The sequence below is a fragment of the Leptothoe sp. LEGE 181152 genome (assembly GCF_032906605.1).
GTDB lineage: Bacteria > Cyanobacteriota > Cyanobacteriia > Phormidesmidales > Phormidesmidaceae > Leptothoe > Leptothoe turfae.
In genome coordinates this window covers 292,674-318,865 of sequence record NZ_JASATU010000066.1, presented here as the reverse complement: position 1 = coordinate 318,865, position 26,192 = coordinate 292,674, and the positions used below count along the sequence as shown (strand labels likewise).

The window sequence follows — 26,192 nt, the reverse complement described above, 5'->3', positions numbered from 1 at the left end:
AGACAATCATGGGAAAATCATTGGCCATGGGTTACGAATTCTGAAAGAATCGTTTAGAGCGATTACGTTTAGATTCCTCAGGATTGGAGCGACAAATTGCTTGGGCGTAGCTCTGCGTATGATCATCAACTATGGTGCTGATCTGTAGCTGAGTGCGTAAATGTTCGATGGCTGTATTGTTAGACTCTTTCAGTTGAGATAGAAGATTGCTTAGAAGCATGGCCAGAGAGTTGGCAGTGTAAGGCTCAAAGGTATGGATTGAACCCGGTGAAATGTTATTATATTCCTCAATTTGAGGGAGCTTATAGGCGGCTACCTTTGGGTGTGAAATCGATATCCAGGTAGATAGTGAACCGGAGGCAGAACATTTCATAAATGGACAGACGGCAATGTCTGTAACCATAAGATATTCTTCTAGCTCTTTTTCGGATAGATAGCCTGTTATTTTTAGCCGATCAGCAACTTTGAGAGTTTCCGCTAATTGGGTGAGTTCTTGCAAAAACTGTTCGCCACCGATACCTTCACTGTTTTGTCCTGCAAAAACGACCATCACATCTGAGGGAAGTTTAGGGAGAGTTTCCACCACAAGTCGATGGCCTTTGCGGGGATGAATCCACCCTAGCAGTGTAATGATTTTCTTATTTTTAAGATCTAAAGACTGCCGAACCTCTTCAGGATTGATTTGAATATCCCTTGTTTCCACAAAGTGAGGGATTATTTTGATCTTTTCTTTAGCCTTAGTTTGCAAGTTAGATACGGATACGAGTCTGTCAAACTCCTGTTGGGTGCAAACAAAGACTTTCTGCATACGATGGATTAAAAACCGAATCGCTAGCGCTTTAGGCCCATACATGGCCTTAAAATAAAAGGCTGGTTTAGACCATTGAAAGGGGACTTGTTCCCAGTAAACATCGTGTAAGCTTACAACTAAGGCAGCGTTGCAGCTGAGGGCAAAAATAAAGAGGTTTAACGCACTTAGTGTTTCCCCCCAGATGGCCTTGTTATATTGAAAGTGAACGATATCGGCATCGGCCAATTTTTGTGCAGCTTGATGCAACGTTAACAGGTTTTGCCACCAGGCTTTGTCTAAAGCTGCACTGGTTTCAATAACAGAGTCATTGGGCCGTGTTTTGGCTTCCTCAGCAATGAGCCGACCATAGCGATGTAGGCCATGTTCTTGGGGGCCTACATGTAAGTAACCGATATTCATAGTTTTACTAGCTTGTTTATATAGCGTTTGGCAAGCTTTAACTTTTGCTGAGTATGTTTTTGGGCGTTCGCTTTTAAGAGCGGCCAACTGGCAGATTGCGTCTTATATCCAAGTTGGCACATCTCGCTGCTGGCAACCGCTTCAATGGTGGCAATTTCTAGGGTGGATAGCTCGGTTTGCCAGCGGTTTAAGGATTTGTTATTGACGGGTCTAACGGCATTTCCTTTCCAGGGTTCACGGTTGACATTGACTCGCTTAGATTGTTGGGTGTGATAGTCCAACATGCTGGCATCAAACGATAGCTCTAAAAAGTTGCACAGCTTTTTAAGACAATCTTCTGACGCTGAGATTAGTTGCTCATAGTGCAATGTACAAATAGCACCATTATTTGGTGGCAACTGACGTGCTGTGGCCATGTATCGTCGCCAAACCTCAGCGTCACCCCCAACACTGCCTGTACTCCACGGCACCGTCTTCCAAGAGTTAACGACAGCTCTAGGATCTCGTATTATGTGAATAAAACGAGCTTTTGGAAAGAAGGTCTGTAGGGTCTGCATATAGAGCAGATGATTAGGGGTTTTCTCTCCTACGATCTGGGTGTTGCGACCTTGGCGAAACTGCTCTAGCAACAACTTGAACAGTGCAGCATAGCTTCTATCGAGTGTTTGTGCAGCATCCTGAAAAGTTGACAGGTCTAGTTCCATCTCCGCAAATTCGGGGATGTCGGCAATGGCGTGAAGCAAGACTTGGTAATTGGCATCTTCTGCTAGGTCGCCATAGTGCTCCCGCTTTAGCCAAAAATTTCGGATGAAATGGGTTTCAGGTGCGATCGCAACGTCTGGATGAGCATCCAACATCTGCTGTAGCAGCGTGGTACCAGAGCGCGGACACCCCACCAAAAAAATAGGATTTAGGGTCTGCATAGGTTTGCTATCTTTCATGGCGCTAGTGAGCATATCCCAACTGCCGGAGTAGAGAGCCTGCCTCTTGATTCACCTGTTGGTGTTGTTCTTCAGCAAACTCCCTTTCCCAACCGCCAACGGATGTTGCTTTAGCTTGTGAGAATGCCTCGTAGAGCGTTTGGCTAGAGACCGAACTCTCAATTCCTAAGTAGTTAAGTAGCTTTTGTGCCGCCTGCTGAGGCTGACTAACCAGGTCTTCATAGCGTAGTTCGTAGTATTGATCGGCTGGCAATGCTTGGGCCTGCTCAAGAATACTGCTGACATGACGTCGCCAGGCCCAAATACAACGATGAATATCGCTAGTGCTTTCAAACTCCTTCACACGTTCAGGTTCTACCCAAAAGCGAGCATAGGGACCATGGCGATAGCCACTAGACTCTCGTTTGTCAGAGTTGGCCGAAGCGGCTTGTAGCCATGGCTTTTTGCTATGGGAGAGCGCGGCATCTCTGCCATCACGAATAATGTGAATAAATTGGGCGTCGGGAAAGGCTTGATAGAGAAAGTCAATTAAAAAGCAATTACGGGGGGTTTTCTCGGCAAAGCGTAAATCTCCATCTCCATGCAGTCGCATTAGCCATGCGTAAACAAGCTGATAGAAAAATTTAGCCTTGTCAAAGCTCCACGCCTGGGTATGAATATAGCGAGCGGCTGATTTAGTGGCGACTGGCTCAAAGTGATAGGAAAGCTCCGGCAGTTGGCCAATACATGATCCTAGAAATGTGGTGCCAGAGCGAGGAGAACCCACAATAAAAATAGGACGACTCAGATTGGGGAATAACAAATGCCACAGCCGATCTGTCGAGATCGGACGCTTTTGGTTGTGATAGTTCTTACGGTCGACAGATACTGTTTGTCGAGCCCAATCTAGTAGGTTAAACCAGCGGATTGGCTCAACCATTTCATGTGGCATAGAAGTCATTTTACCGCTAGTAGTTTCACTAAAGCTTTTCATACCTAATATCTTTAATTCAGGATGAAGCCTTGATTATCTGACCAAGTCTTAAAAGGTATAATTGCAGCGTTTCAAATTCATCTATAATACAGCTAATCAGTTGCTATACCCTGGTAGAGAAAAAGCCATTATGCTATTTTTATTTTATCATTTTTTATTAATAAAGAGTATTTTTAGATCAGGCTTAAATTAAAATTATTTCAAAGCGGATTTCAGGTATTTTTATATACCTAAAAGTCTTATTTTGTGTGAAAAATTATATCTAGTAAAGAACAAAATTTATTGCTAATCACACATCCAAGCGTACTCAGTATCTTTAAGATACTCTTTAACTTCACCGTAATTGATGATAATTTCCGATAATGGAAAGGGATTAGTTCGACTAAGGCGAACAGGGGTTTCTTCTGGCTCTATATTGAGAAAATCACAAACCTGTAAGTATGCATTATTAGGATTTTCTGCAATATCATCTTCAAAATTCAGTTTTAGATATTTTTGATTAGCTAATAACTTCTCTAAATAAATATGATTTTCTTTTTGCATGTTAAGATGCTCAAGTAGTGTTTTTTTCGTTCCATTATATCCTGTATTTTTCACATCAATATTAACCTGCTTTAAAGTAGCCTTTTCAGATGATTTATTATGCGTTTTTTTCTCTGCTAGGCTATACATAACTGTATGAGAGATGATTGATCTTAAAAAATTTTTTCTTCTAAGGATTATATAATAAAAATCTTTTTTATTAAGTATCTCAATAAATTTTTCAATGTCGATATGCCCTTCAACTAAATGATGAAACTTAATTTCACAGCCAAAGTTCTTTGAGCCAGCTGCAAACATCTTTCGCTGTAAAAGCATTAGTGGATCTGGCGTTAAGGTAGGAGTTTTTGGATTTTGAGTTGTCTGAGTACGCCAATCATGAATATAAGGACAATAGATTTCTCCATTCCATTGAATTCGAGAATGCTGATATAAAAGATCTCCTAAAACACTGCTGCCACAGCGCCCCATATGAAACATGGCAATATTTCTAGCACGAAAAATTGACATGGGCATACCCCAAGCTGGAGCTGTTTTATAGCTAACATATTTAATAACTTCCCTTGGTGAAGATAAGAAAGATACAGCTTTGGTTAACGTATTTGAGGTATTTTTCATTGCCTTTTTAACTATTACGTACTAGGATTACTTCGATTCAAGTTGCAATTACTTAAGATCTGATGGAGCTGTTCGCAAGATCTCCTCAACTCTTTCCAGCCAGTCAGAAGCAGGGTTGTCAAAGCTTTTAGCTAATGATTTGATGCTCGCATAATATTTCTGTGCAAGGTAATATTCGATCTCATCAGGTATGTCTTTCTTTATAGAAGTGTTTTTAGGTGATACTAAGGCATCAGAATATGCAAATTTTGATATATCAAGCTCTAAAAAACTAGATATTTCTAGAATTAATTTTCGAGGTTTTTTAATAACATCATCAAAAAAACCAATGAAGAGCTGATCATACTCAAAATAAGCAGACCAATTTTCAATTATACGTAGATAATCGCTACGTAAGCATTGAGATGGATGCTCAATCTTTGCTTTGATTTTTTCTAAACTTTGAATATTATCGATTCGATTTTTCATATAATCAAACCGTAATTGAGACCAGGCTCTATCAATTGGATTTCTTAAAATGAGAATGACCTTTAGATCGGGGAATAGTTGTTTGATTCTTTGGATATCATTTTGAGATAAAATAGAGTAAGAAGGTGTTATTTCCCCTTTGACTGAGTTTTGCCCATCTTTGAATAAGGACAAGTACCAATCATCACTATATGTGCCTGTGTAGTAGTGATGATTCCAGGCTGCTATGTCCCAAGTTTTGAGCTTAATTAGCTGCAATAAGTAGAATCTAAAGTGTTTACGAAACTCTTTATTGCAATCTTCTTTTCCAATCAGACGTTGAAAAAAATGTTTAGAAGCAAGATGGCTTGGTGATGGATAGCCGGGATCACGATCAAAATAGTGTAACTCTTTCTTCGGTGGCATCCATATATCTGGATGAGTCTTTAAAACACTCCATAGCCAGGTTGTCCCAGCTTTTTGTGCACCTATCCCTAAAAAATTTATGTTCTGTGGTGTCATCTTAATTTAACCCTTTACATTAGAGTGGCTTCATATGTTCCTGCTAGAAACGTTCTGAGTATGAGACCAAATCAATTAAGACTATACTGGCAACACTATTGAGGATTTAAGGATGTAAATGTCGCCTTTAATGATGGCTCTACCTGTAAAGTGACTTCGTGTTGCTTATGACTATCACAACAGATAATTTTGTAACCATTGTTTATTGTGTGGCTTTGAATAGAGGAGAGAGCTGGTTGATCGACAGCGCGCCAATGTAGCACTCTAATTCCATAACCTTGTTGCGCATGATGATTGACAACCATGGTGAAACAAGGGTCAATGCTTTGCTTTTCCGCATCAAACGTCCACCCAAGTAAAGGACTCTCCTGTCCTCTGATAAGCTGAATATTCGATGTTGAAAAATCTCCCCCTAATAAAATATCAAGGGTTGTGTCATTATTTTTTGTGTCTTCAACACATATGGAGTGCTCATTTCGACTGGCCTCTAAGTCTGGGGCAAATGGCATTACAAATTGCCAATGTTCTTTTTCACTTCCCTCAAACTGGTCAATAACGAATAGCAGTTTTTCATGGCGCACAAAAATCAAATACCGAGTCACCTTTCCATTTCTAGGAAAGCGCTGTGAGAGCATACTTACCACAGCTAATTGATCGGTTGAAAGATGGTCTTTGGAAAGTGTAGCGGAAAGTTCTGGGTGCTGTTGTGGCGCTAAGGCTTGGTCTCTAATAGCGCAAGTATTATGGGCATATGCACTTTTGAAGAATTGGTTGTATTTCTTGTCCAATGTGAATGCATATCGACCTGGATCAATGATCCAATGACGACCGGCTCCATACACAATGAAAGAGAGTGCATCTTCATGTCTATGGACGAGTGGAAGATGTTGCGATGAATGGCAGCAAATGTAGAATGTTTTTTGGTATTCTTCTGGAGTATTGCCCCAGATATCTCTTAATGTAGCTTCCCCTGCTGTTGGGAAAAACTTATCCAGCTCTTCCGGTTTCTGACCTTCCTTACCTTGAGACATAACATAGGTTACTCCTGGAGACCAACCTCGTGCTAAACTGCGGACTGCATTCATATTGGCAGTATCTCCGATGGTGGGCAGTGTGCCATCTGGTAACATGATATGCGTTATATACTGATCACTCAGCTCAAAGAAGCCTTTCAAAACCTGAGGTATTGGCAACTGATTTTCTTTGAGAAAATGCATTAAATACCAGAGCCATTGGTCTATATAGACCTGATACCCTGGTGTATGTTCTAACCACACACCTTCTTCAGAACAATATTCCGTTAATTGTTTTTCAAGCCCTAATAATGCAACCTGTCTCCAGGTGGGAGCTTCTTGAAAATAGGGCATTGCATATGAGGCAATTATTAAAAGGATATCCTGACGTAAGCCATGGTTACCAATCTGGTAATGCTGATTGCGTTTGAAGTAGAGATATGATACATGTTGATGGATAGTTGCTAATAACTTATATAGTGGAAGATTTTGTGAAGAACCCAAAGCTTTATAAGTCTTCAAAAACTCCAATAGTACGCCAAGTCGATGTACAACACATCCTTCGTACCAGGCGGCAGTATGGGCACCATTTGGGTAAGGGTTAGATTTTAACCAGTCGATCAGAATATTTTCCGCTGCGATGAGATATTGTCGATCCCCAGTCTTACGAGCTTCTTGGAGTAAAGGTACAAGATATCCTAAAAAATGGAGAACTCTTATGTAATAAATGCGTTGAGTTGGATTTTCACCCCACGGCAGAGGAGTTTTGAAGGGAATTGAAGCCTCACCGGGAACAAGTTGTAGTTGATTTCTATGGTAGTTTTTCAGAACTTTCTTGTTTGAATATAGATAGCCTAATAGGCCATTAGTTAGTGTTTGGGACAATATCACATTCCCAAAAACCTTACTATCACTATCCTTTAATTTTTTCTTTTTTATAAAAGGCTCTAGCTCTATGGTTGAAGCTATTTTTTCTCGCAACCATCTCCACGTAAATGATTCATAAGTAAACCTTGGAATTTTAGTTGAGTACGTTATAAATCGAGGCAAGTATCGAAAGATATTTCCTTTTACTTGTTTCTTTAAGATTTTCAATAAACTCATACATGGACCTCAAGCAATCATAGGATAAACAGCTAATAGAAGATAATCTTTAGGGATTTTTTATTAGACTGGGAAATCAGCATCCTGTATATACTCTACTCAATTAAGACTATCTCTTTGTACTTTCTTAAAATCTCAGTTAGAAGCATAAAAAATATTTCTTGATTTTCACTCAAATTAGAAAACCTAAAAGAGCTGCTATTAATACAGCAAAATTATTTGTTTACACAGATTAATCTTGGTATAATATTTTTATCTGGATGGAGTCTCAAAAAATTTATGATTAATAGGAATTTTCTCTGTCATTTTTAAAAGAGATAGAATGAAGATCTTATTTCGAGAAATCATATATTTCTTTTTATAAAGAGAGCGCAGATGCTGACTACCTTTATCTCGAGCATCAACAAACTCTTGAATCAGTAATTTTCTATAGGCTCCTCTTTTCACAGTTGTTTTTTTAGAAAAGTTTTCAGGCTTATTGGCAAATTTTTGATACCAATCATGAAAGCCAATAGAATCAAAATGCAATAACTTTATTTCTTGAGTATCTGTAAATCTTGTATTTTCTTTGTCATATTCAAGCGGTTGATGAATTGCAATTTTTTGAATCTTTGAAGTTATTTTGATAGCTACTTTTGATCTTGTATGACCTTTGAAATAATTATTTCCATAGAAAACAGATTTGCAGCCGAATACCTTAGCTACTTTTACTTTTCGAGGTGATGGGTTAGGAACTTTAAATATCCTAGGTTCAAAGATATTTTTGTAATTTTCAATTTCAGGAATAGCTTCGCGTATTGATAATCTTATGACATCTGATTCACTATTATCTAAAACAGACTTGAAATTTTTGGATGAATAAATTAATTCATCTCTATCAATATGTATAATCCATTTGCAGCCGAGTTCTTTTGCAATAGTTATACCTTCATTAGCATTGATAACCTGCCTCTCCGTATGCAATTCAGGTCTATGGGAAGACTTTTTTAACCAATATTCATCCGTGCATGTTACTGCATGAACATTTTTATATGTTGAATGTATGTGATCGATGCAATTATCATTAGGATCATCGAAGAATAAAATAATTTTATCAATCCCTATATTCAAATGATAGTTGATGAATAAAATTAATTCCTCTAGAGTCCCTTTAACGGTAGAAATAATGGCTACTTTAGGGTCGTTTTTCATAATGAATTCCTATACTGTATAAATGTCTCTCATCAATGCCTTAGAAGCTTAGCTAGTTGAAATTATTTTGACTAGAATACAATTTAGCTAGAGCTTCCTAGCGATAAAAAATATATAGAGATAAGAGAGTATTTCAAGCATCAATTCTATTAAAACTAATGCTTGAAGTAGATGTTAGTTAAGCTTCGACTGTAAGTGAAATATCGTACTCATATAGAAATTTAAAACCATTCTGAAGGCTTCTGGTACATCTTTGATGCCAAAAGTGGATTCTAAAATGCTTTTAGGTAGTTTTCCAATCATCTTATCTTGATGAATTTTTCCCTCACGAGGACCATCATGGTTACCATGTCCACAGGCCTTAGCCGCCCCTAAGAATGGGAAGTTTTCAAAATTAAGGTATTCTGACTGATTAATATGTCTCCCCAAAATATTTACAGGATGCCATTCTTCTGCATAGTGGTCCTTTGAAATCTGATCTAACCAGTCCGTCATTTCTGTTGGTATTGCAACAGTTCTTTCTTGGTGTGCTGCCAACCAATGGCTTGATTTACTAAATATATCTGAGTGAATTTCTAGAAGCTTAGCGCGTAAAGTTGCTTGCTTAAATATGCGACATGTCCCACAAGATGAGTTGAATCTTCTGATGAAATATGTATTTCCATATTCAATCTCATTGTTTGAGTTAACCTTCACTTCTATCTGAAGACCCTTGTTAATTATATAGCCATCTACTGTAGAACTTTGCAGCGTTTTATCTAATGAATTGATGGCATATTTAGCCAGATTACTATTCACATAGTCATCACCATCAACGCGCATAAATAAGTCTACTTTGAATTTCTCGATAGCATAAAGTATGCCTACTATAAACTTTAAACCCATATCTACCCTTGCAATATTTCGATCTGGTTTAAAGGTTTTAGAGTCAGCTACATCTAGAAAATAAACATTGTCACCAATTTCTTTTGCCCAGTCTGGAATTTTACAGCAAACAACTATGATTTTTATATCAGTAAACGTTTGTCTCCGTAATGACTCTAATGTCCTTTTAAGGACTATTTCAACATGCTCATAGTTGCTTACTTTAACGCTATCAGGATGAATTACAGGAAGAATAAATGCGAAACTCATAGGGTTAAACTCCTAACGTACTAATTTTCAATAAAATCTTAGCGACTTACAGTTTCTGGACATTTCAACCAATGATCTAAATTTCTTTCAGTTAATAACTCAAGACTTTTTATTTCGGGTTCGAAAAGAATTTTAAGCCTTTGGAGCTGTTTATCTTTTAGCGGTATTTTATATTCCCTTTTATGAATTGTTTTTGGCTCAATTTTAACCGTGTCATCAACTTCTAAAAAAGAAAATATCTGCGACAGTGTCTCATTATGTTTTTCCTGTAGATCTTCTGATAAAAGAATCAAAATCTGATCCCTTGGGAAGAATCTAAGGAGGCGGCGTATTTGGGATGAGTAAAAGCTTCGATCAAGATAGGAAAAAGTTCTATTTTGGTCTGAGATAAATCTCTTCATTTTTGACGTTCCTGTCTTGACCCGTGAATAATCAAGTTCGGTAAAAATTGCTTCAGAGAAATCTCTATGCTCGTTACCTCTGGAAGCTGCCATGTTCCAATGGGAATAAGCTCTAGTGATAGGGTTTCTTAGCAACAGAATGATTTTTGCATCTGGATTATAGGTATGAATCCTTGCTGGTGCTTTTTCATTCCACATATAGCAAGGGCATGCTTCGCCAACAACTTTAGTAGATGGCGAAGGTTGGAAAAATGCATGATATTTTCGATAAGCTGGAAAAATAGAATGCAAATTTATAAAAAATCTATCATTGTCGAAAAAATGCACTTCCTTTAAGGAATAGGGCATACAAATCTCTGGATGTTTAGTAAGAAAATCATGCAGAGCTGTTGTTCCTCCTTTTTGTGTTCCTGCTATAAAAAAGTTTACTAATGGTTTGCCAACAGTAGCGGATCTACAACGCTTGACTAACTTTGAAACAATTTTTTCTGTATAAGTTACTTCACTAACGGTATGCATGCTGATTTCCCAATATTGATAACTTTCAGATTAATTAGCGCTTTAATTAGCGCTACCTATTTCAAATTGCATTTGGTGATATTTCCAAAGCTTGCCGCGCTCTTTGAGTAAACTCTGATAATTTCCTTGCTCTACAATTCGCCCTTTCTCTAAGACGACAACTTTATCCGCATTAGAAATTGTTGATAGTCGATGGGCAATAGCAATTACAGTGCGCCCTTTTGATAACCTCTCGATTGATTCCTGAATCAGTTTTTCAGTTAATGAGTCAAGAGCACTTGTTGCCTCATCCAGAATTAAAATTTCGGGATCTCGCAACAGAGCACGCGCGATCGCAATCCTCTGACGCTGTCCTCCTGATAATCGGACACCCCGATTACCCAAGATCGTTTCAAATCCCTTCGGTAATTCTTGAATGAATTCCAGGGCATTAGATGCTTTCGCCGCTTCGATAATATCCGTGTCGCTAACATTTTCAACACCGTACACTAAGTTTTCGGCCACTGTTGTATTGAAGATAAACGTATCCTGGCTGACGATAGCCATTCGCTTTCTAAACGAGTTTATTTTTAATTCGTTTAGATCTACGCCATCAATTAAAATTCGACCGCGCGAAGGGTCATAAAAACGTGGAATCAAATCTGCCAACGTAGTCTTACCAGCCCCGGAAGCACCTACCAGTGCCGTCGTTTCCCCTCGCTTAATGGAGAGCGTAATGTCGTGGAGTATCGGCTCACCAGGATTATAGGAGAAGTCAACCGAAACAAAATCGATTGAGCGCTCTAACCGATGAAATTCTTGATGGCCGTCTTGGAAATAGGGCTTATCATCGCGTCGGAGCAGGTCATTGACTGAATGTAAGGCACCTTGCGATGAGAGAAAACCAACACGGATACCGTTTAAGGATGAAACCAGTGGTGTGGTACGAATCAGTACAAATAAGAATGTCAGTAGCTCTGCTGCTTTGAGTTGTCCCCTAGCAATGAGTAAGCTAAAGGATATGACAACCATGCCCACCAGGAGGGTAACGCCCAGACCTTCAATTAAGGGTCTTACTAATGCGGAAAAATTAATGACTGCAAGCTGAGAATCATGAATTTGCTGGGCAGCTGCATAAAAGCGCTTTCGTTCAAAGTCCTGTGTGCCTGAGGCGTGAACGGTGCGGATGCCGTTAATAAATGCAAGAGCGCGGTTAGTAAAGGCTTTGTTAGCAGCCGGGACTGCAAAGCTAGCCTCTCTCACCTTGGCCGTTAGAGAGGTTAATCCAACGGAGATTAGAGAAAAGACAAGGGTGGAGATTAAAAATAGCTGCCAGGATAACAGCAACATGGACGTTAGATAGGCCAAAACCTTAGAGCCTTGGACAACAGACGTTGCAAGAACATTAAATGCCTGCTGAACCTGATTCACTTCCCCCCGGATAGTGCTCATCAAAGCTCCAGGACTCACTATGGTGTAGTAGCTGAGTCGCAAGCTTTCTAGCTGATCAAAAATTCGACCACGTAAGCGATTGACAAGGGTCAAAGAGGACTTCTTAGCATAGATAGTGCTTAAATAATCAAAGCAACCCCGTAACCAAACTCCCACCAGCAATAGACCAGACAGTCTGTAGATCCGTTCTGTTGCAGAAGCCTGGGTTGCCAAAAAAATGGTATCAAACCACTGAATTCCTGTTTGAATAGGAGGCTCTTCAGGGTTAGTGAGTCCTTGTAGAAAGGAGGCAATAAATCCAACCGTTACCCCTTCAAAGGCAGCTGCAATCAGAGCAAAGAGGATTGCTAGAAAGACGATTCTTCGAAAATATTTAAATTCCCTAAGAATTAAATGATGTTCCTTCCAGATCTGAGTTGTTTTGATCAGTGTACGAAGGGCACCAGGTAGCTTTATTTTCATGAAGTCAAAATATAGAAAATACTTCTGGGAAGCAGTTTATAACCCACAAACGTTAATCTGAGCCTATACGCATTACACTATAGTTTTCCTAATGTAAAGCGATTTTCGGGAAAGGTCAGAAACACCGAAAAGCAACCCATAGCTTTACCTAAACCACATCATTTAGCTATCACTAAAACAGTTGCTTCATCAAGCAACTATCTGATTTTCAGCATTGCTTCAGACAGCTCAAATAGCCCATCGAGCTGTTCCATGTCCTCAATGGGCTACAAGCGATAGAAAGCTTTCTACTGAAAGCGTTCTATCAAATCACCTAATGTTTTGGGCTATCGTCTACCATGCATCCCAAACGCAACGTTTACTTGAGGGCAACCAAATCTAGGCTCTAATCCTAACTTCACCTTAACCAGTTGCTTAAAGGCCAACAACAAAAATAAGGGAATTGTTTTGGCATAGCGCTTCCAAAGTCTGCCTGGCTCTTGTACTAAGCGATACAGCCATTCCAGGCCATTCTTTTGCACCCAAACAGGGGCCCACTTCTTCTCACCAGCAAAAATCGGAAATACACCACCTATACCCACCATAACTGACTGGATCCGGCCTTTGTGATGATGCATCCACCACTCTTGCTTAGGACAGCCCAACGATATCAGTACCAAGCCAGCTCCACTATCGTTGATCTCCTTAACTAAGGCCGCATCTTCATCCCGAGTGAGTGGTCTAAAGGGTGGCGATACCATACCTGCAATCTTTAAGTTAGGATACTCTCGCTTGAGCCGTTGTTCCATACTCCACAGCACATCAGGAGTAGAGCCTAAGAAAAAGATGCTGATATTTTCTTTAGATGCTTTTTCGCACAGGCTAAGAAAAATATCCATCCCTGCGACTCGATCTTGCTTGCGCTTTCTCAGGCGACTGGTTAGCCATACTAGGGGCATACCATCCGGCGTGAGCATATCGGCTCTATGTAAGACCCAGGCAAAGCCTTCATTGTATTTGGCCTCAACTAACATGTGGACATTTGCCACACACACGACTTTACTGAGTCGCTGATGTGCCCAACCTAACATCGTATTAATTTGGGCCTCAAAGGGTTCTGCTGTAACTGGAAAACCAATCACACTCTGCTTTTCCAGTTTTTTTGTGCGTCTCTTCCAAAGACCAGTAAGGTTAGACTTAGTAGTCGAATACAGCATAATGATTCTCGATTTTTGTTGAGGGCGGATTACAAAAACTTCTGTTTCTAATGCGATCGCACAAAATCGAATAAACCTATGAATCTTTATTGATAAATCTGCTTTCTTAAAATCAAATTTATCAAACTTGCACTACTGTAAGTACATTAAGAGAACTAAATGATTTAAGAAGGTTTATTCGCAGTGATGCACTAGAGCATCTACATGTAATAAAAGTCACTGCTGCGTTACTGCTGCCTTGAACGTAAGACTGACGAAGTTTGGAAGATTATCTTCAGAACACCCTTAATCCAAGCATTTTATCCATTTACTTAGATAAATCTGTTTAGTCTAAAAGACTGATTTAGACTAAAAGACCTATGGAAAAACTTCCTTGGTAGCGTAAACCCTGAGCCCCGTGTAAATCTTTACCAAAGATTTAGGTAGATAATACACAGAACAACACTCTATTCAATGGCTGGTAGCAACCTCAGGAGAATTATCTGTTAGTCATGTTTAATTAACGCGATAAAACTCAGAGACCCTGAAACGAATATGGTAGACCTTCTAGCCGTTGTAGATTTGGGGTTGGGTACACGAAGATAAACCTGCCGATTCATCCTACGTTACATATTGACAAATTCCTTGCTAATAGGTGTCGTCATATGATAAAAACACATTTTCTCAGTGGGAAAGCAATCTATACTTCATAATTGCTTTATAAACACACGTTTTTATTTCATAAACACCCTTGCTTTGCAGCCAGTATAGACAAAAAAAAATGATTTGTCATTAGCGGCAGTGGTCATCTATTTAAGTTGCACAATGGATCTCTACAAATCGATTGTTCAGTTTTACGGGCATTTTTATAACTACGGCTATTGTCTTGATGAGACCTATTTACTTATATAGATAACAACAGGCAATAATGTACGGCAGATCAAGGGTTACAAGGATTTTGCTGCCAGAAAATATGTGAAATTAATGGCAGCGATTTCAAAATTAAACGGATTGGTGTAGATTCACACAGAAAACTGATACACCCCTAAAGGCTTATAGCTTATGGCCTGAATACAGTGTGTTCGAAGCTTGTGTTCTAACTTCTCACATTGCAATCTGTTTGATACCTATGTTTAATCGTCGCCTGTCCCAGCAAAACCTAGCCCTACTCTGTTTTGCACTCTGTGCAATGGGTATCTCTACCTCTCCAGCAAATGCTCAGCTTCAACCATTGCCAGGGTTGGATCGTAATAGAGAAGTCCCCACAAGCCGCAGTGCTGCACCCACATCAGAGGCCATTGCACCACCATCTGAAACATCTTATACATTAGGTGCTGGTGATGTAGTTCGTGTCGATATCTTTAGAGTGCCGCAATACAGTGGCGAGAGTGAAGTCCTTGTGGATGGCACTCTTAACTTACCCCTCGTGGGGCCTATAAACGTAGCGGGTCTGACGTTAGGCGAAACCACAGAGTTGTTGTCTAGTCAGTACGGTCAGTATCTCAAGCGTCCCTTAATTACCCTCAGTCTATTAAATAGACGACCTCTACAAGTTGGTATTTCAGGTGAAATCAACAGCCCTGGCTCCTACACCCTGACTCAAACCGGGACCCAGGCCCCCAGATTAAGCCAGTTACTAGAACGGGCTGGGGGGGTTACGCAAGTTGCGGCTATTCGGGACATTCAGATCCAGCGCCCTGGACGTAATGGAGAACAACAGACATTCACCGTTGATCTGTGGGAGCTGCTAGAAACTGGTAACTCCCAGTACGATATATCATTAAGAGATGGAGATTCTATTTTTATCCCCACAGGTACCCTCTCTCTACAAGAAGCCTCTTTTTTAGCAGATGCTAGTTTTGCCGCCAGCGTTAGTCAGCCCATTAATGTGGCTGTGATTGGTGAGGTTTATCGTCCAGGTCCATATACCCTGCAAGGAGGTCGGGCTAGCACTGGAGATGCTGGTGTTCCGGGTGCCTCTTCTAGCTCGTCAACCCCCACTACGGTGACGCGAGCGCTACAATTGGCTGGCGGCATCAAACCCAGAGCCGATATTCGCAAGGTGCAAGTTGTGCGCCCGACCCGTTCTGGTGAGACCCAGGTTATTGATGTTGATTTGTGGAAATTGCTGGAAGTAGGGGATATCTATCAAGATGTCGTGCTGCAGCCTAACGATACTATCTTTGTTCCAGTCGCAACAGCTTTGAACCCTGCTGAAGTACCGACAGTTGCAGGTTCCAGCCTATCACCTAACTCAATTCGCGTTAACGTTGTCGGGGAAGTAAGCCGATCAGGAGTCATTGAGTTACCCCCTGACACCTCTCTCAGCCAAGCGATTCTTGCAGCTGGTGGGTTTAACCGTCGTGCCAGAAAAGGTGAAGCGGAATTGATCAGACTCAACGCGGATGGCACCGTTGCCCGTGAAACGATTCCGGTGGACTTTGCTCAAGCAATTAATGACGAGAATAATCCTATCTTGCAAAATAACGATGTCGTTATCGTTAATCCCAATGCTCTAGCTCGTGTAACCGATGATATTGGAGCTGTACTAGAGCCAGTTGGACAAGTGATTAGGAATGTCTTCTCTCCCCTAAGATTCCTGGATATACTCGATTAGGCAGAGATAGTCAAGAACTCTGAATTTTCACTTTTAATCTTGCACAATTCACCTCTATTATAATTATCTTCTACCTATGAGAGCCGATACCCTCCCCTCTTCACCCCCATGGACCCCTCAAGATCGTCTACCAACGACAGAAGATGAAGGTGGTCTAAATGTTGGCGGTCTCCTTAAAACACTACAGCGTAAGTGGTGGATCATCGCTGGCATGACAGTTGTGACCATGGGCTTGGCTGCGGTTAAAGTGATAACTACCAAACCCGTCTATAATGGCAGTTTTGAAATTTTAGTACAGGCTCAAAGTACTGAGACCGAGGTCATCTCGAACGTTCCTGAAACAATCACAAGCCAAGAACAAGTGGCCGTTGATGGAGACCTACTCAAGATTTTAAGAGGGCCTAAGGTCTTACAACCTGTTATTGAAGGCATTAGAGATCGATATCCTAATTTCTGTCCTCCAGCAGCCACGCAGTCAGAACCATTGGAGCTCAGTTATGATCCTTGCTACCAGCTGGTTACTAGTCGTTTAAAGGTAAAGCAGCTCGGCAAGAATTCAGACATCATTCAGGTAACATTGCAAGATCCTGATCCACAGACTGTTCGGGTTATCTTAGACCTAGTGTCTCAAGCCTATCTTGCCTATAGCTTAGAGTCAAAACAGGCTGATATTCGCCGAGCAATTGAGTTTGTTGAGAAAAAGCTACCTGATCTGGTCAATAAGGTAGAGTCTTTGCAAGATCAGCTGCAATCACTGCGTTTAGAGCACAATATTATTGATCCCGATTCCCGTGGAGCTCAACTATCAGGGCAGGTAAATGCCTTCTCTAAACAACAGCTTGACCTGCAAATACAGCTGGAGCAAAATCGGGCGACCTACGATAGTCTCCGCGGCCAGCTGAGTGGGCCTCAAGAACAGGCGTCTTCCTCTGCATTAGCTCAAAACCCCAGATATCAGACGCTACTTAATCAGTTGTTGGATCTAGATACCAAAATTGCTGAGGCCTCCACACTTTATCTAGACAGTAGCCCTGATATGGAAGTGCTCAAAGAGCAACGTCAGAATTTATTAGCGCTACTGCAACAACAGGGGGAACAATCCCAGAGAGATCTGATCAGTCAGCTGCAAGAGCTAGAATCACAGGAACGGGCATTGAATCAAACATTGCAGGGGTTGAGCTCAGGTGTTGATGACCTTTCAGGAATTTCGAGAGACTATTTAGAAATTCAACGGGAGCTAGGCATTGCCACAGAAAACCTGAATCAGTTTTTAGCAAAGCAAGCGGCTTTAGAAATTGATGAGGCTCAGCGAGAAATTCCCTGGGAAATTGTCACCCCGCCAACACAACCCAGCTCCCAGGCTGTGAGCATGGTGCAGAACTTATTACTGGGCGGTACCCTGGGATTATTAGTGGGTTCGATCATGGCCCTCTTGATGGATAAATCATCCGGGGTTCTGTATTCAGATAAAGAAATTCAACGGGTCATACAATTGCCTATCTTAGGCAAGATCCCCACGCCTCAACTGGTTGAAAAAGATATTCTAGAACCTGTCAAAGCGTTACAGTTATCTGTCAATAAGTCTTCTGTAGGCGATGCCCAAGCGAAAACGTCTTTAAGCAACGGGTCGGCATCTTACACTGAGGATCCATTTATGGAGGCGTTTCGCTCCCTTTACACTAACCTGAGACTCAGCAGTGTAGAGCAACCATTAACGTCGGTCGTGGTTAGCTCTGTGATGGATAATGAGGGTAAATCAATTGCTGCCATTCACTTGGCTGAAGCAGCTGCCTTGATGGGGCAACGGGTACTGCTGGTGGATACTAATCTACGTAATCCTAAGATTCACAGCTATCTTAAATTACCCCATGATGCAGGTCTCACTGATCTGGCTTCGATTGATCCTAGTTCCATTACCAAAAATACGTTTCTCCATGAACCTATTGATGGGCTTAAGGTTCTCTGTGCCGGAACAAAAGGTCACGATGCGGGCCATATCTTAACAACTAAGCGTGTTCAAGGCCTACTTCAACAGTTGAAAACCAAATTTGACTTAGTTGTATTCGATGCACCATCCTTGCTGGGTCAATCCGATGCATATCTGGTTGCTGAGCAAGCAGATGGCATGTTAATTGTTACGAACCCTGGTCAGATTAAGCAAAATCTAATCAACCAGGCTCTGGATCAACTGCGGATTGCCAATATTAATGTGTTTGGTATGGCTGTCCGAGAAAACTAAATCTTAGGAAACTAAACGATAGGTGTTTTAGGTTTAGGCTTGCCTATTCTCACTTTTGTAATCAAGTCTGGTTTAATTACGAGGGGTCAAGAAAGAACCCATGGGTTCTTTCTTGACCCCTCGCAGTTTTGTGATTCAATGTAGCGTTTCTCACCCGCCTTGATTGTGAGTCAGCATTGGGTGCACAGTCATTGATTTATTTTGCCATCCAGATAGCGACTGCCTAAACATACCGAGTCAAGCCTATGCGGTAGCGCTGTTTTTTGGTGATCATCACATCGCCAATTTCCAGTCTACCTTTACCGCGAATAGCGACTAGATCACCGGATTTTAGCGCATGACTGGATTGGGGAATCGTTTTCCAATTGACTCGAACATCGCCCGCAGTAATCATGTCTGCCATTTTGCTGCGGGACATGCCAAATCCTGCTGACGCTACAGCATCTAAGCGCATAGAAGCTTCGACAGTTGTGATTTCTTTTTTCTTGGGTTCACGTACTCTTAACTCACTCCAGTCAATGGGTTTTGTTTTAACGGGTACTGAGCGTACCTGGGTCAGGCTTATTTCTAAAAATTCCACCAGCTCCGGAACAACAATTAGTTGGGCACCGCGTTCACCCAAGACAATGATGTCCCCCACTTTTTCCCGCACAATGCCGGTGCCCAATAATGCGCCCAAAAAGTCCCGGTGAGTTGCTGTATCAAACAAAAAGTTACCCGCTACGCTAAGTAATGCTAAGGGAAGCGCTTGTCCTGCTAACGGAATTTCAGTTCGTGCTATGGTCAGGCGCTGCCGTTCGGCCTGGGGGTACCCTCCGTGGGCCTGGGTATGAATATCGGTAAGACGACCAAATATGGCTTGGGCTTCGTAAAGCTCTGGTGGTGACAGAAAATCAGTTGTGACCGGCTCCCATGTACGAATAGACTGATCGGCTTGATCAATTACACGGGTTAGGGTTTCGGTGTTTTCAACACCCTTGAGTAGGTCGTCTTTGGGCAGCATAGGCGTGAGCTAGCTATACAATGGCTATTTTCTTACTATATTAAGCGGTGTTTGGTTATGCTGCTTTAGTCTGGCTCTGGGAAGCCCATGAAATTTTATGGGGACAATATGCTTGAAGACTGCTCTCCATGGCTATTGAAGGTGTTTGTTTCTGCTTCGGGTTAACACTTAAATGATGGATTAAAGGTCAATCTGGCAATAGGATTAACAATCCGGAGGAGTTTGTATGACTTCTCCAACTGGCACGTGGGTCACAAGGTTTTCTTTAAAGTATGCGTCTCAATATCATGGGACATTTGCAGCTTTTAAAAACTCTCATCAGCTATACTTATAAATGGGAAAAACCTTTTATTCACAGGGCTTTTCAGGCTTGAAAAGATTTAAATCACTGTCAAATAGTCTTGAACTGTTGACATTTATGAGAATCAGTTTCTATGATGAATCACAGGTGCAGATCGCCACAACAACAAAGGGGAGATCCTAGCCGACTAGTTTATCCTCAACCTAATGCCGTTATAGAGTGATAGGTATTAGGGCCATACAAAAGTTCCCAATTGCCTCCAGAGTTGGATATTTCATATTGTGATGACCTGAGGCAGTGGCAAGGTTGCAATTGTTGCGATCGCATAGGTGACTCATTCTACTAAGTGTGTTCAACGCTAGAGAACCCCTTGATGGTTTTGCTATGAACAACGGTGCCGTATCTACGGCAGTTAAGTTAAATCGAGTTAGTTATACTAGCTGAGATTTAAGGGCTAGGGGAAGTAGTGAATTCTCAACGGGGTACAGGTACCACTTTTCAACCTAATCCTTTAAAAAAGCAAAGAACATGCAAATCAACGCATTTGAACGGGAAGTTCTTGAACTTACCAATGAGTTTCGTGCGCAAAATGGTTTAAAGCCTCTTGTTTTTGATCAAAGCTTGAACAAAGCTGCAGATCAGCATAGCAAGGACATGGCCCAAAAAGACTTTTTTAGCCATCAGGGTCAAAATGGATCAAGCCCTGCAGATCGAGCTAAAAATGCAGGCTATGAATCTGGATTTGTTGGAGAGAATATTGCAGCGGGATATCGTTCTGCCCAAGATGTAGTTGATGGATGGATTAACAGCCCTGGCCACCGCGCCAACCTGCTAAATTCTAACTATAACGAAATTGGCATCGGGTATTATTTCTTAGAAAATGATACGGGTAGTGTTAACTACAACAGTTATTGGACCCAGGTGTTTGGTAAGGGAACAATTGAAACATCTTCACCTAATCCACCTTCAAACCCAACTACACCCAAGCCACCCTCAAATCCCACCAACCCCAAACCACCTTCCAACTCAAATAACAACTCTGTTATTAGAGGAACTAACAAGGCTGACAAGTTGTTTGGTAGCTCGAAAAGCCAACGAATTTTTGGCAGGAGCGGCAATGACGTCATCGACGGAAAAGGGGGCAATGATACGATTTACGGTAATGCCGGAAGAGATATCCTGAAAGGCGGAGATGGCGATGACACGCTCCATGGTGGCTCTTTAAATGACAAGCTCTATGGTGGTGCTGGCAATGATCGGCTGCTAGGCGGAACACAGTCGGATGTTCTAGTCGGTGGTGACGGTAATGACCGTTTACAAGGGACCTCCTTTAGAAAGCGTGCAACCGAGAAAGACATTATGACGGGTGGTAACGGTCGCGATACCTTTGTTTTAGGTAACAAAGCTGGCGCTTTCTACGATGATGGCAAAGCCAAAACCAGTGGGCTAAACAACTACGCCCTAATCAAGGATTTCAAAGCTGGTCAAGGAGACATCATTCAGCTGAGCAACGATCATGACTATCGTTTAGGATCTTCTCCAAAGGGTGTACCCAATGGTCAAGCTCTATTTATTGATAATGGGGCTGGCCAAAAGGATGAGCTGATTGCTGTCATTCAAGGCGCAGGCAACCTGAATCTATCGAGCTCTAGCTTCCAGTACGTTTAAGCTGCTGGCGAAAGCCTGATACCGTTTAACATCAGGCTTTCTAAAATCACTTGAAACAGCTGACGAAACAGGGTGTTGAGTGCCTTTGAGGTGAAGCAAGAAAAAACAGCATGGAACCTTTTATAGGTGCATGCTGTTTTCTTCCTGTTTAAATCTACTGAGTTGACTGTGCCTACCAAGTAGACTGTTCTTTCTTTGAATAAATGTTCTTCAAGTGTTTCTTGACAGTATTTTCAGAAATAAATAGTGCGCTGGCAATTTCCTTGTAACTTTTACCCATCCGTTTTAGACACCATACATCGGTCTCACGAGTGGTGAGACCATAGCGCTGGGCCTCTTGATTGGCAATCACAGTGAGAGAATGTTGGCGGTCTTCTAATGTAATTAGGAAACAATTACTAGGCTGATAGCCAGTATTCTCCCAATCAAACCATTGGGCTCGCAAATGGATACTGCCATGCTCAGTGACAAGCTCATCCTCTAAAACAATGGTGTAATGTGTGGGAAAGAGATCTGAGACTTCATTTTGGTTTTCCATAAGACTTTGGCATGATTGCCAGAGAATATCAGGAATATTGCTGGACGATGGGCACGACATCTTCTTAAGTAGTGATTGAGCACGTTTGTTCTTGAGAAGAATAGTTCCATTTTGAGAAACAATCACAAGGCCAAATGTGGAATTTTCAATGGCAGCTATTAATAGAGCTGCTCGCATGTTAAAAGAGTCATTAGAATCATCGATTACTGCAACTGGAGAAGGAGCCATTGAGGGAACGAGTTGAGTCTGAGAAGCCATAACTAACGAGAAGTAATTGGCGGATGAAAATCTGAACTTCGTTGACTGTGCTAGTGGCGTCTGTGAGATTCGTATCAAATGCTGAATTAAACTAGTAGAAAATACGGATGCCGCTGTTGGTATTTACCTCATTTCCGAATTTGGAAAATCCGCATGAATTTGTGACAGTTTGGCGGGCGGCATAAATCAGTGCGCGTGTTTTGATTAGGGGATAGGGTGAGCATGTGGCATGCTGTAAAAGCAATGCGTAGATAGAATCTCGGTGTACGTTTTTACTCAAAAAGTATCTTCAGCACTGGAGCCAACATTGGCACTAGCACTAACGGCGGACGAGCGTACTCGCTCACGATATCGCTACAGTCTCTCCGGTGGTATTACGGACACTAAAGGGGAGACTGTAGACTTTAGTACAACCCAGCCAGAGACTACCCAGGCTGATGAAATCTATCTAGAACTACCCCGTGGAACGACGCTACGACACGGTGATTGCCTGGGAGGCAGCAACCATAGTCAGGTATTAAAAATTGTGGCAAAGCCTGAGCCAGTAATGACCGTGAGGGTTTCGACTAACGCTCAGCCCCCATCGACTAACGCCCAGGCGTCCTTGCGACTTTTGCAGGCGGCGTATCATTTGGGTAATCGTCATGTGGCCCTGGAAGTGGGGGCTGATTACTTACGCTTAGCGCCAGATCCGGTTTTGGCAGCGATGTTGCATCAGCTGGGTGTAACGGTCACGGAAGAAACTGTTCCCTTTCAACCAGAGTCGGGGGCCTATGGCCATCACCATTGACGAGCAAGCGCTGCTAAAGCTGCTGCAGTTGAGCAGTCCAGCTTTACCTGTCGGTGCCTTCAGCTACTCAGAAGGCTTAGAAACGTTAGTTATGCAGAGGCATCTTACCGATGGTGAGACGTTACACAGCTGGCTGCTGCAGGAGCTACGCTATGGGGCGGTGCGTTTAGACGTTGCGATCGCAACCCGCATCCACCAGAACCTTAACAGCCCTGATCAGCTTGCCTACTGGAATCAATGGCTCACCGCCAGCCGCGACACCGCTGAACTACGCCAGCAAAGCTGGCACATGGGTCGCGCCCTGGTGCGTCTGGTTTGCACACTTCACCCAGAGCTTCAGGCCACATTTAACGCCTGTGGCACCCCCTGCAATTTTGCCGTTGCCTTTGGCATCATCGCCGCCCACTGGCAAATGGATGTTCACACCATGGCCCTCGGCTATCTGCAAAGCTGGGCTGCTAACCTGATCGGTGCAGCCGTTAAGCTGGTGCCCCTGGGCCAAACCGACGGCCAACGCTGTCTGCTACAGCTAATTCCTGAACTGAGGACGGCAGCAGCCACCATGGTGGCACTGCAAGATGATCAGCTGTATGTGAGTGGGTGGGGCGGTGCGATCGCAAGCATGCAACACGAAACGCTATACACCCGCCTCTTCCGTAGCTAACGTAAAATCTAAAATTTTGAAGGTAAATTCTAGGCTCATTAAATAGGGGTTTTATCCTGGGATCTATTCCATTACCTATCCGGCATGCTCCCATGACTTCCTCCCCCTACCGTGTCGGTGTTGCCGGCCCCGTCGGTTCTGGTAAAACGGCCCTCGTCGATGCCCTGTGCAAATCCATGCGCAATGACTATTCCATTGCCGTGGTTACCAACGATATCTATACCCAAGAAGACGCCCAATTTTTAGTGCGCAGTCAGGCCCTACTGGACCATAACCGCATTGTTGGTGTAGAAACCGGTGGATGTCCCCATACCGCCATCCGCGAGGATGCGTCCCTTAACCTGGTGGCAATTGAGGAGCTAGAAACCCGGTTTGATGACCTAGACCTAATCTTTGTAGAGAGCGGTGGCGATAATTTAGCAGCTACCTTTAGCCCAGAGCTAGTAGATCTGACACTCTATGTCATTGATGTGTCCGCTGGCGACAAAATCCCCCGCAAAGGCGGTCCAGGGATTACTAAATCTGACCTGCTGGTGATTAACAAAATTGACCTGGCTCCCATGGTGGGCGCTGACTTATCGGTGATGGATCGCGACGCTAAAACCATGCGTGGCGATAAACCCTTTGTCTTTACAAACCTTAAAATCAGTCAGGGGCTAGACACCATTCAGCAATTTATTCAGTTTCACGGGCGGTTGCCAGTTACAAATCTCACATAGGGGTGCGTAATGTTCTTGCCAAAACTTCTCTTGTTTCTAAACTCTTGTTTCTAAACTCTTGTTTAGAAAGTTAAATAATTCATTTTGCAAGAGATAAGGTTATTGAGACATAACATTCGAGTCTTTATTGGAGCCATAATCGCTTCATTTAATACTGGGGATCAAACGCAAACAAAAACAAATAAATCTACAGAGACCCGAAAAGTATCAAAGGCTACAATCGTCGTTTTCCTCAAGACTTACCATCACGAAGCGAATAAGTGTATCTACGGTAACTGCAACACTTGATTTGTGGCAGTGGCCGGTTCTTGATGCCATAGGTGTGTGAGTCTTTAGAAAGGAACGCCCAATGACGAGGATTAATAGACGTAAATTTTTGGTGTACGGCTCCACTGCCGTGGGTACCAGCATTTTGCTAAAGGCCTGTGGTGGAACTTCTGAGCCCACTGCAGATACTGCACCAGCCGAAGGCGAAACTACGATAGCGGCCGCTGGTGATGGCGACACAATTAAAGTCGGTATTCTGCACTCTCTAAGTGGCACGATGGCCATTAGTGAGACCACCGTGGTGGACGCTGAAGAATTAGCAATTAAAGAAATTAACGCAGCTGGTGGTGTCCTCGGCAAACAGATTGTTGCCGTTAAGGAAGACGGTGCCTCTGATTGGGATACCTTTGCTGAGAAAGCTGAAAAGCTCATCGACCAAGACCAGGTATCCGTGGTATTTGGCTGCTGGACCTCTGCTAGCCGTAAGAAGGTACTCCCCGTATTTGAAGCGAAGGACCACATGCTGTGGTACCCCGTACAGTACGAAGGTCAAGAATGCTCCAAGAACATTTTCTACACGGGTGCGGCACCTAACCAACAGATTGAGCCCGCTGTAGACTGGCTGCTTGAGAACAAAGGCACAGACTTCTTCCTGGTGGGTTCTGACTATGTATTCCCCCGTACTGCTAACACCATTATTAAAGAGCAGCTCAAGGCCAAGGGTGGCAACACTGTCGGTGAAGACTATCTACCTTTGGGTAACACAGAGGTCACTCCCATCATCACTAAGATTAAGGCGGCTTTACCCGATGGCGGTGTGATCTTTAACAGCCTTAACGGTGACAGTAACGTTGCCTTCTTTAAGCAGCTTAAGGGTGCAGGCATGGGACCTGATAATTATCCTGTCATGTCTGTAAGTATTGCAGAAGAAGAAGTTCGCACCATTGGCCCCGACTTCCTGACAGGCCACTATGCAGCTTGGAACTACTTCCAAACCGTCGAAAGCCCTGCTAACGAGAAGTGGGTTTCCGATTTTAAAGCTGAGTATGGCGATGAGCGCGTAACCAACGATCCCATGGAAGCCGCTTACATCATGGTTTACCTATGGAAACAAGCGGTTGAGAAAGCGGGTTCTACTGATATTGCCGCAGTACGTGAGGCAGCCTATGGCCAGACCTTCGACGCACCAGGTGGTACGGTTACCATGAACCCCAACCATCACATTTCTAAGACTGTTCGCATTGGTGAAATCCGCGAAGACGGTCTATTTGAAATTGTTTCCGAGACTGATGGTCCGGTTGATCCAATTCCTTGGAATCAGTTTGTTCCTGATACTAAGGGCTATGCGTGCGACTGGTCTGACCCTGCTAAGGGTGGCAAGTTTAAAGCAGCCTAAAGCTTTTGTAGGTTAGCTGACAGGGGAGAGTCACTGTGGCTCTTCCCTTTT

20 protein-coding genes are annotated in these 26,192 nt (G+C 42.6%); 7 read left to right on the top strand and 13 right to left on the bottom strand.

What is annotated here, in order from left to right; genetic code table 11:
- Positions 1–31: 31 nt before the first annotated feature.
- The 11 genes from QGP82_RS32075 to QGP82_RS32025 form a co-directional block, all read right to left on the bottom strand.
- The gene (locus QGP82_RS32075) at positions 32–1,210 is read right to left on the bottom strand and encodes a glycosyltransferase family 4 protein (RefSeq protein WP_499062055.1); all 1,179 of its coding nucleotides are present in this window, start codon (positions 1,208–1,210) and stop codon (positions 32–34) included.
- A complete protein-coding gene (locus QGP82_RS32070; protein ID WP_499062054.1) occupies positions 1,207–2,151 on the bottom strand; it encodes a sulfotransferase family protein in 945 nt (314 codons plus the stop codon). Before QGP82_RS32070 ends, QGP82_RS32075 begins: the two co-directional genes overlap by 4 nt.
- Before the next feature lie 4 nt (positions 2,152–2,155).
- Positions 2,156–3,070, bottom strand: coding sequence for a sulfotransferase family protein (locus QGP82_RS32065; RefSeq protein WP_499062052.1), 915 nt, complete (start codon positions 3,068–3,070; stop codon positions 2,156–2,158).
- A 339-nt stretch (positions 3,071–3,409) separates the two neighbouring features.
- On the bottom strand, positions 3,410–4,282 hold the full coding sequence (locus tag QGP82_RS32060) for a hypothetical protein (RefSeq protein WP_499062051.1): 873 nt from the start codon (positions 4,280–4,282) through the stop codon (positions 3,410–3,412).
- 48 nt (positions 4,283–4,330) lie between these two features.
- Positions 4,331–5,251 (bottom strand): sulfotransferase domain-containing protein, encoded by a 921-nt coding sequence (locus tag QGP82_RS32055; protein ID WP_499062050.1) that lies wholly within the window; start codon positions 5,249–5,251, stop codon positions 4,331–4,333.
- 95 nt (positions 5,252–5,346) lie between these two features.
- A complete protein-coding gene (locus QGP82_RS32050) occupies positions 5,347–7,368 on the bottom strand; it encodes a heparinase II/III family protein (RefSeq protein ID WP_499062049.1) in 2,022 nt (673 codons plus the stop codon).
- Positions 7,369–7,620: 252 nt separating this feature from the next.
- Positions 7,621–8,559, bottom strand: coding sequence for a glycosyltransferase family 92 protein (locus tag QGP82_RS32045; RefSeq protein ID WP_499062048.1), 939 nt, complete (start codon positions 8,557–8,559; stop codon positions 7,621–7,623).
- Positions 8,560–8,733: 174 nt separating this feature from the next.
- Positions 8,734–9,693, bottom strand: a complete 960-nt coding sequence (locus QGP82_RS32040; RefSeq protein WP_499062047.1) for a glycosyltransferase family A protein — start codon at positions 9,691–9,693, stop codon at positions 8,734–8,736.
- Between the two features lie 38 nt (positions 9,694–9,731).
- On the bottom strand, positions 9,732–10,613 hold the full coding sequence (locus tag QGP82_RS32035; RefSeq protein ID WP_499062046.1) for a sulfotransferase family protein: 882 nt from the start codon (positions 10,611–10,613) through the stop codon (positions 9,732–9,734).
- 42 nt (positions 10,614–10,655) lie between these two features.
- A complete protein-coding gene (hepA, locus tag QGP82_RS32030) occupies positions 10,656–12,506 on the bottom strand; it encodes a heterocyst formation ABC transporter subunit HepA (protein WP_499062045.1) in 1,851 nt (616 codons plus the stop codon).
- A 326-nt stretch (positions 12,507–12,832) separates the two neighbouring features.
- Complete coding sequence (locus tag QGP82_RS32025; RefSeq protein ID WP_163669946.1) at positions 12,833–13,702, bottom strand: WecB/TagA/CpsF family glycosyltransferase; 870 nt, start codon at positions 13,700–13,702, stop codon at positions 12,833–12,835.
- A gap of 1,168 nt (positions 13,703–14,870) precedes the next feature.
- On the opposite strand from QGP82_RS32025, the gene QGP82_RS32020 reads away from it, so the two are divergent.
- Positions 14,871–16,298, top strand: a complete 1,428-nt coding sequence (locus tag QGP82_RS32020; RefSeq protein WP_250565164.1) for a polysaccharide biosynthesis/export family protein — start codon at positions 14,871–14,873, stop codon at positions 16,296–16,298.
- Positions 16,299–16,374: 76 nt separating this feature from the next.
- Positions 16,375–18,537: a GumC family protein gene (locus QGP82_RS32015; RefSeq protein WP_163669942.1), complete on the top strand. Its 2,163-nt coding sequence runs from the start codon at positions 16,375–16,377 to the stop codon at positions 18,535–18,537.
- 223 nt (positions 18,538–18,760) lie between these two features.
- Here the strand turns inward: QGP82_RS32015 and QGP82_RS32010 are convergent, their stop codons facing one another.
- Positions 18,761–19,540, bottom strand: a complete 780-nt coding sequence (locus QGP82_RS32010; RefSeq protein WP_163698122.1) for a photosystem II electron transport protein, Sll1252 family — start codon at positions 19,538–19,540, stop codon at positions 18,761–18,763.
- Between the two features lie 829 nt (positions 19,541–20,369).
- Here QGP82_RS32010 and QGP82_RS32005 point away from each other — a divergent pair.
- Positions 20,370–21,509: a CAP domain-containing protein gene (locus QGP82_RS32005; RefSeq protein ID WP_163669939.1), complete on the top strand. Its 1,140-nt coding sequence runs from the start codon at positions 20,370–20,372 to the stop codon at positions 21,507–21,509.
- 172 nt (positions 21,510–21,681) lie between these two features.
- Here the strand turns inward: QGP82_RS32005 and QGP82_RS32000 are convergent, their stop codons facing one another.
- Positions 21,682–22,305: a helix-turn-helix transcriptional regulator gene (locus tag QGP82_RS32000; protein WP_163669937.1), complete on the bottom strand. Its 624-nt coding sequence runs from the start codon at positions 22,303–22,305 to the stop codon at positions 21,682–21,684.
- Positions 22,306–22,612: 307 nt separating this feature from the next.
- Between QGP82_RS32000 and QGP82_RS31995 the strand changes: the two genes are divergently transcribed.
- The 4 genes from QGP82_RS31995 to urtA all read left to right on the top strand — a co-directional run bounded on the left by QGP82_RS31995 (position 22,613) and on the right by urtA (position 26,141).
- A complete protein-coding gene (locus QGP82_RS31995) occupies positions 22,613–23,095 on the top strand; it encodes an urease accessory protein UreE (protein ID WP_499062044.1) in 483 nt (160 codons plus the stop codon).
- Positions 23,079–23,759, top strand: coding sequence for an urease accessory protein UreF (locus QGP82_RS31990; RefSeq protein WP_499062043.1), 681 nt, complete (start codon positions 23,079–23,081; stop codon positions 23,757–23,759). Before QGP82_RS31995 ends, QGP82_RS31990 begins: the two co-directional genes overlap by 17 nt.
- Positions 23,760–23,851: 92 nt before the next feature.
- Positions 23,852–24,478 carry an urease accessory protein UreG gene (ureG, locus tag QGP82_RS31985; RefSeq protein WP_163669931.1) on the top strand — a complete coding sequence of 209 codons (627 nt, stop codon included), beginning with the start codon at positions 23,852–23,854 and terminating at the stop codon, positions 24,476–24,478.
- A 349-nt stretch (positions 24,479–24,827) separates the two neighbouring features.
- Entirely contained in the window at positions 24,828–26,141 is a 1,314-nt protein-coding gene (urtA, locus tag QGP82_RS31980; RefSeq protein WP_163669929.1) for an urea ABC transporter substrate-binding protein, read from the top strand.
- Positions 26,142–26,192: the final 51 nt, after the last annotated feature.

Coding starts and splice junctions, on each gene's coding strand:
- QGP82_RS32025 (WP_163669946.1), bottom strand. CDS start 13,702: ATGCTGTATTCGACTACTAAGTCTAACCTTACTGGTCTTTGGAAGAGA.
- QGP82_RS32010 (WP_163698122.1), bottom strand. CDS start 19,540: ATGCTGCCCAAAGACGACCTACTCAAGGGTGTTGAAAACACCGAAACC.
- QGP82_RS32075 (WP_499062055.1), bottom strand. CDS start 1,210: ATGAATATCGGTTACTTACATGTAGGCCCCCAAGAACATGGCCTACAT.
- QGP82_RS32045 (WP_499062048.1), bottom strand. CDS start 8,559: ATGAAAAACGACCCTAAAGTAGCCATTATTTCTACCGTTAAAGGGACT.
- hepA (WP_499062045.1), bottom strand. CDS start 12,506: ATGAAAATAAAGCTACCTGGTGCCCTTCGTACACTGATCAAAACAACT.
- QGP82_RS32020 (WP_250565164.1), top strand. CDS start 14,871: ATGGGTATCTCTACCTCTCCAGCAAATGCTCAGCTTCAACCATTGCCA.
- QGP82_RS32040 (WP_499062047.1), bottom strand. CDS start 9,693: ATGAGTTTCGCATTTATTCTTCCTGTAATTCATCCTGATAGCGTTAAA.
- ureG (WP_163669931.1), top strand. CDS start 23,852: ATGACTTCCTCCCCCTACCGTGTCGGTGTTGCCGGCCCCGTCGGTTCT.
- QGP82_RS32065 (WP_499062052.1), bottom strand. CDS start 3,070: ATGGTTGAGCCAATCCGCTGGTTTAACCTACTAGATTGGGCTCGACAA.
- QGP82_RS32005 (WP_163669939.1), top strand. CDS start 20,370: ATGCAAATCAACGCATTTGAACGGGAAGTTCTTGAACTTACCAATGAG.
- QGP82_RS32000 (WP_163669937.1), bottom strand. CDS start 22,305: ATGGCTTCTCAGACTCAACTCGTTCCCTCAATGGCTCCTTCTCCAGTT.
- QGP82_RS31990 (WP_499062043.1), top strand. CDS start 23,079: ATGGCCATCACCATTGACGAGCAAGCGCTGCTAAAGCTGCTGCAGTTG.
- QGP82_RS32050 (WP_499062049.1), bottom strand. CDS start 7,368: ATGAGTTTATTGAAAATCTTAAAGAAACAAGTAAAAGGAAATATCTTT.
- QGP82_RS32035 (WP_499062046.1), bottom strand. CDS start 10,613: ATGCATACCGTTAGTGAAGTAACTTATACAGAAAAAATTGTTTCAAAG.
- urtA (WP_163669929.1), top strand. CDS start 24,828: ATGACGAGGATTAATAGACGTAAATTTTTGGTGTACGGCTCCACTGCC.
- QGP82_RS32060 (WP_499062051.1), bottom strand. CDS start 4,282: ATGAAAAATACCTCAAATACGTTAACCAAAGCTGTATCTTTCTTATCT.
- QGP82_RS32015 (WP_163669942.1), top strand. CDS start 16,375: ATGAGAGCCGATACCCTCCCCTCTTCACCCCCATGGACCCCTCAAGAT.
- QGP82_RS32055 (WP_499062050.1), bottom strand. CDS start 5,251: ATGACACCACAGAACATAAATTTTTTAGGGATAGGTGCACAAAAAGCT.
- QGP82_RS32070 (WP_499062054.1), bottom strand. CDS start 2,151: ATGAAAGATAGCAAACCTATGCAGACCCTAAATCCTATTTTTTTGGTG.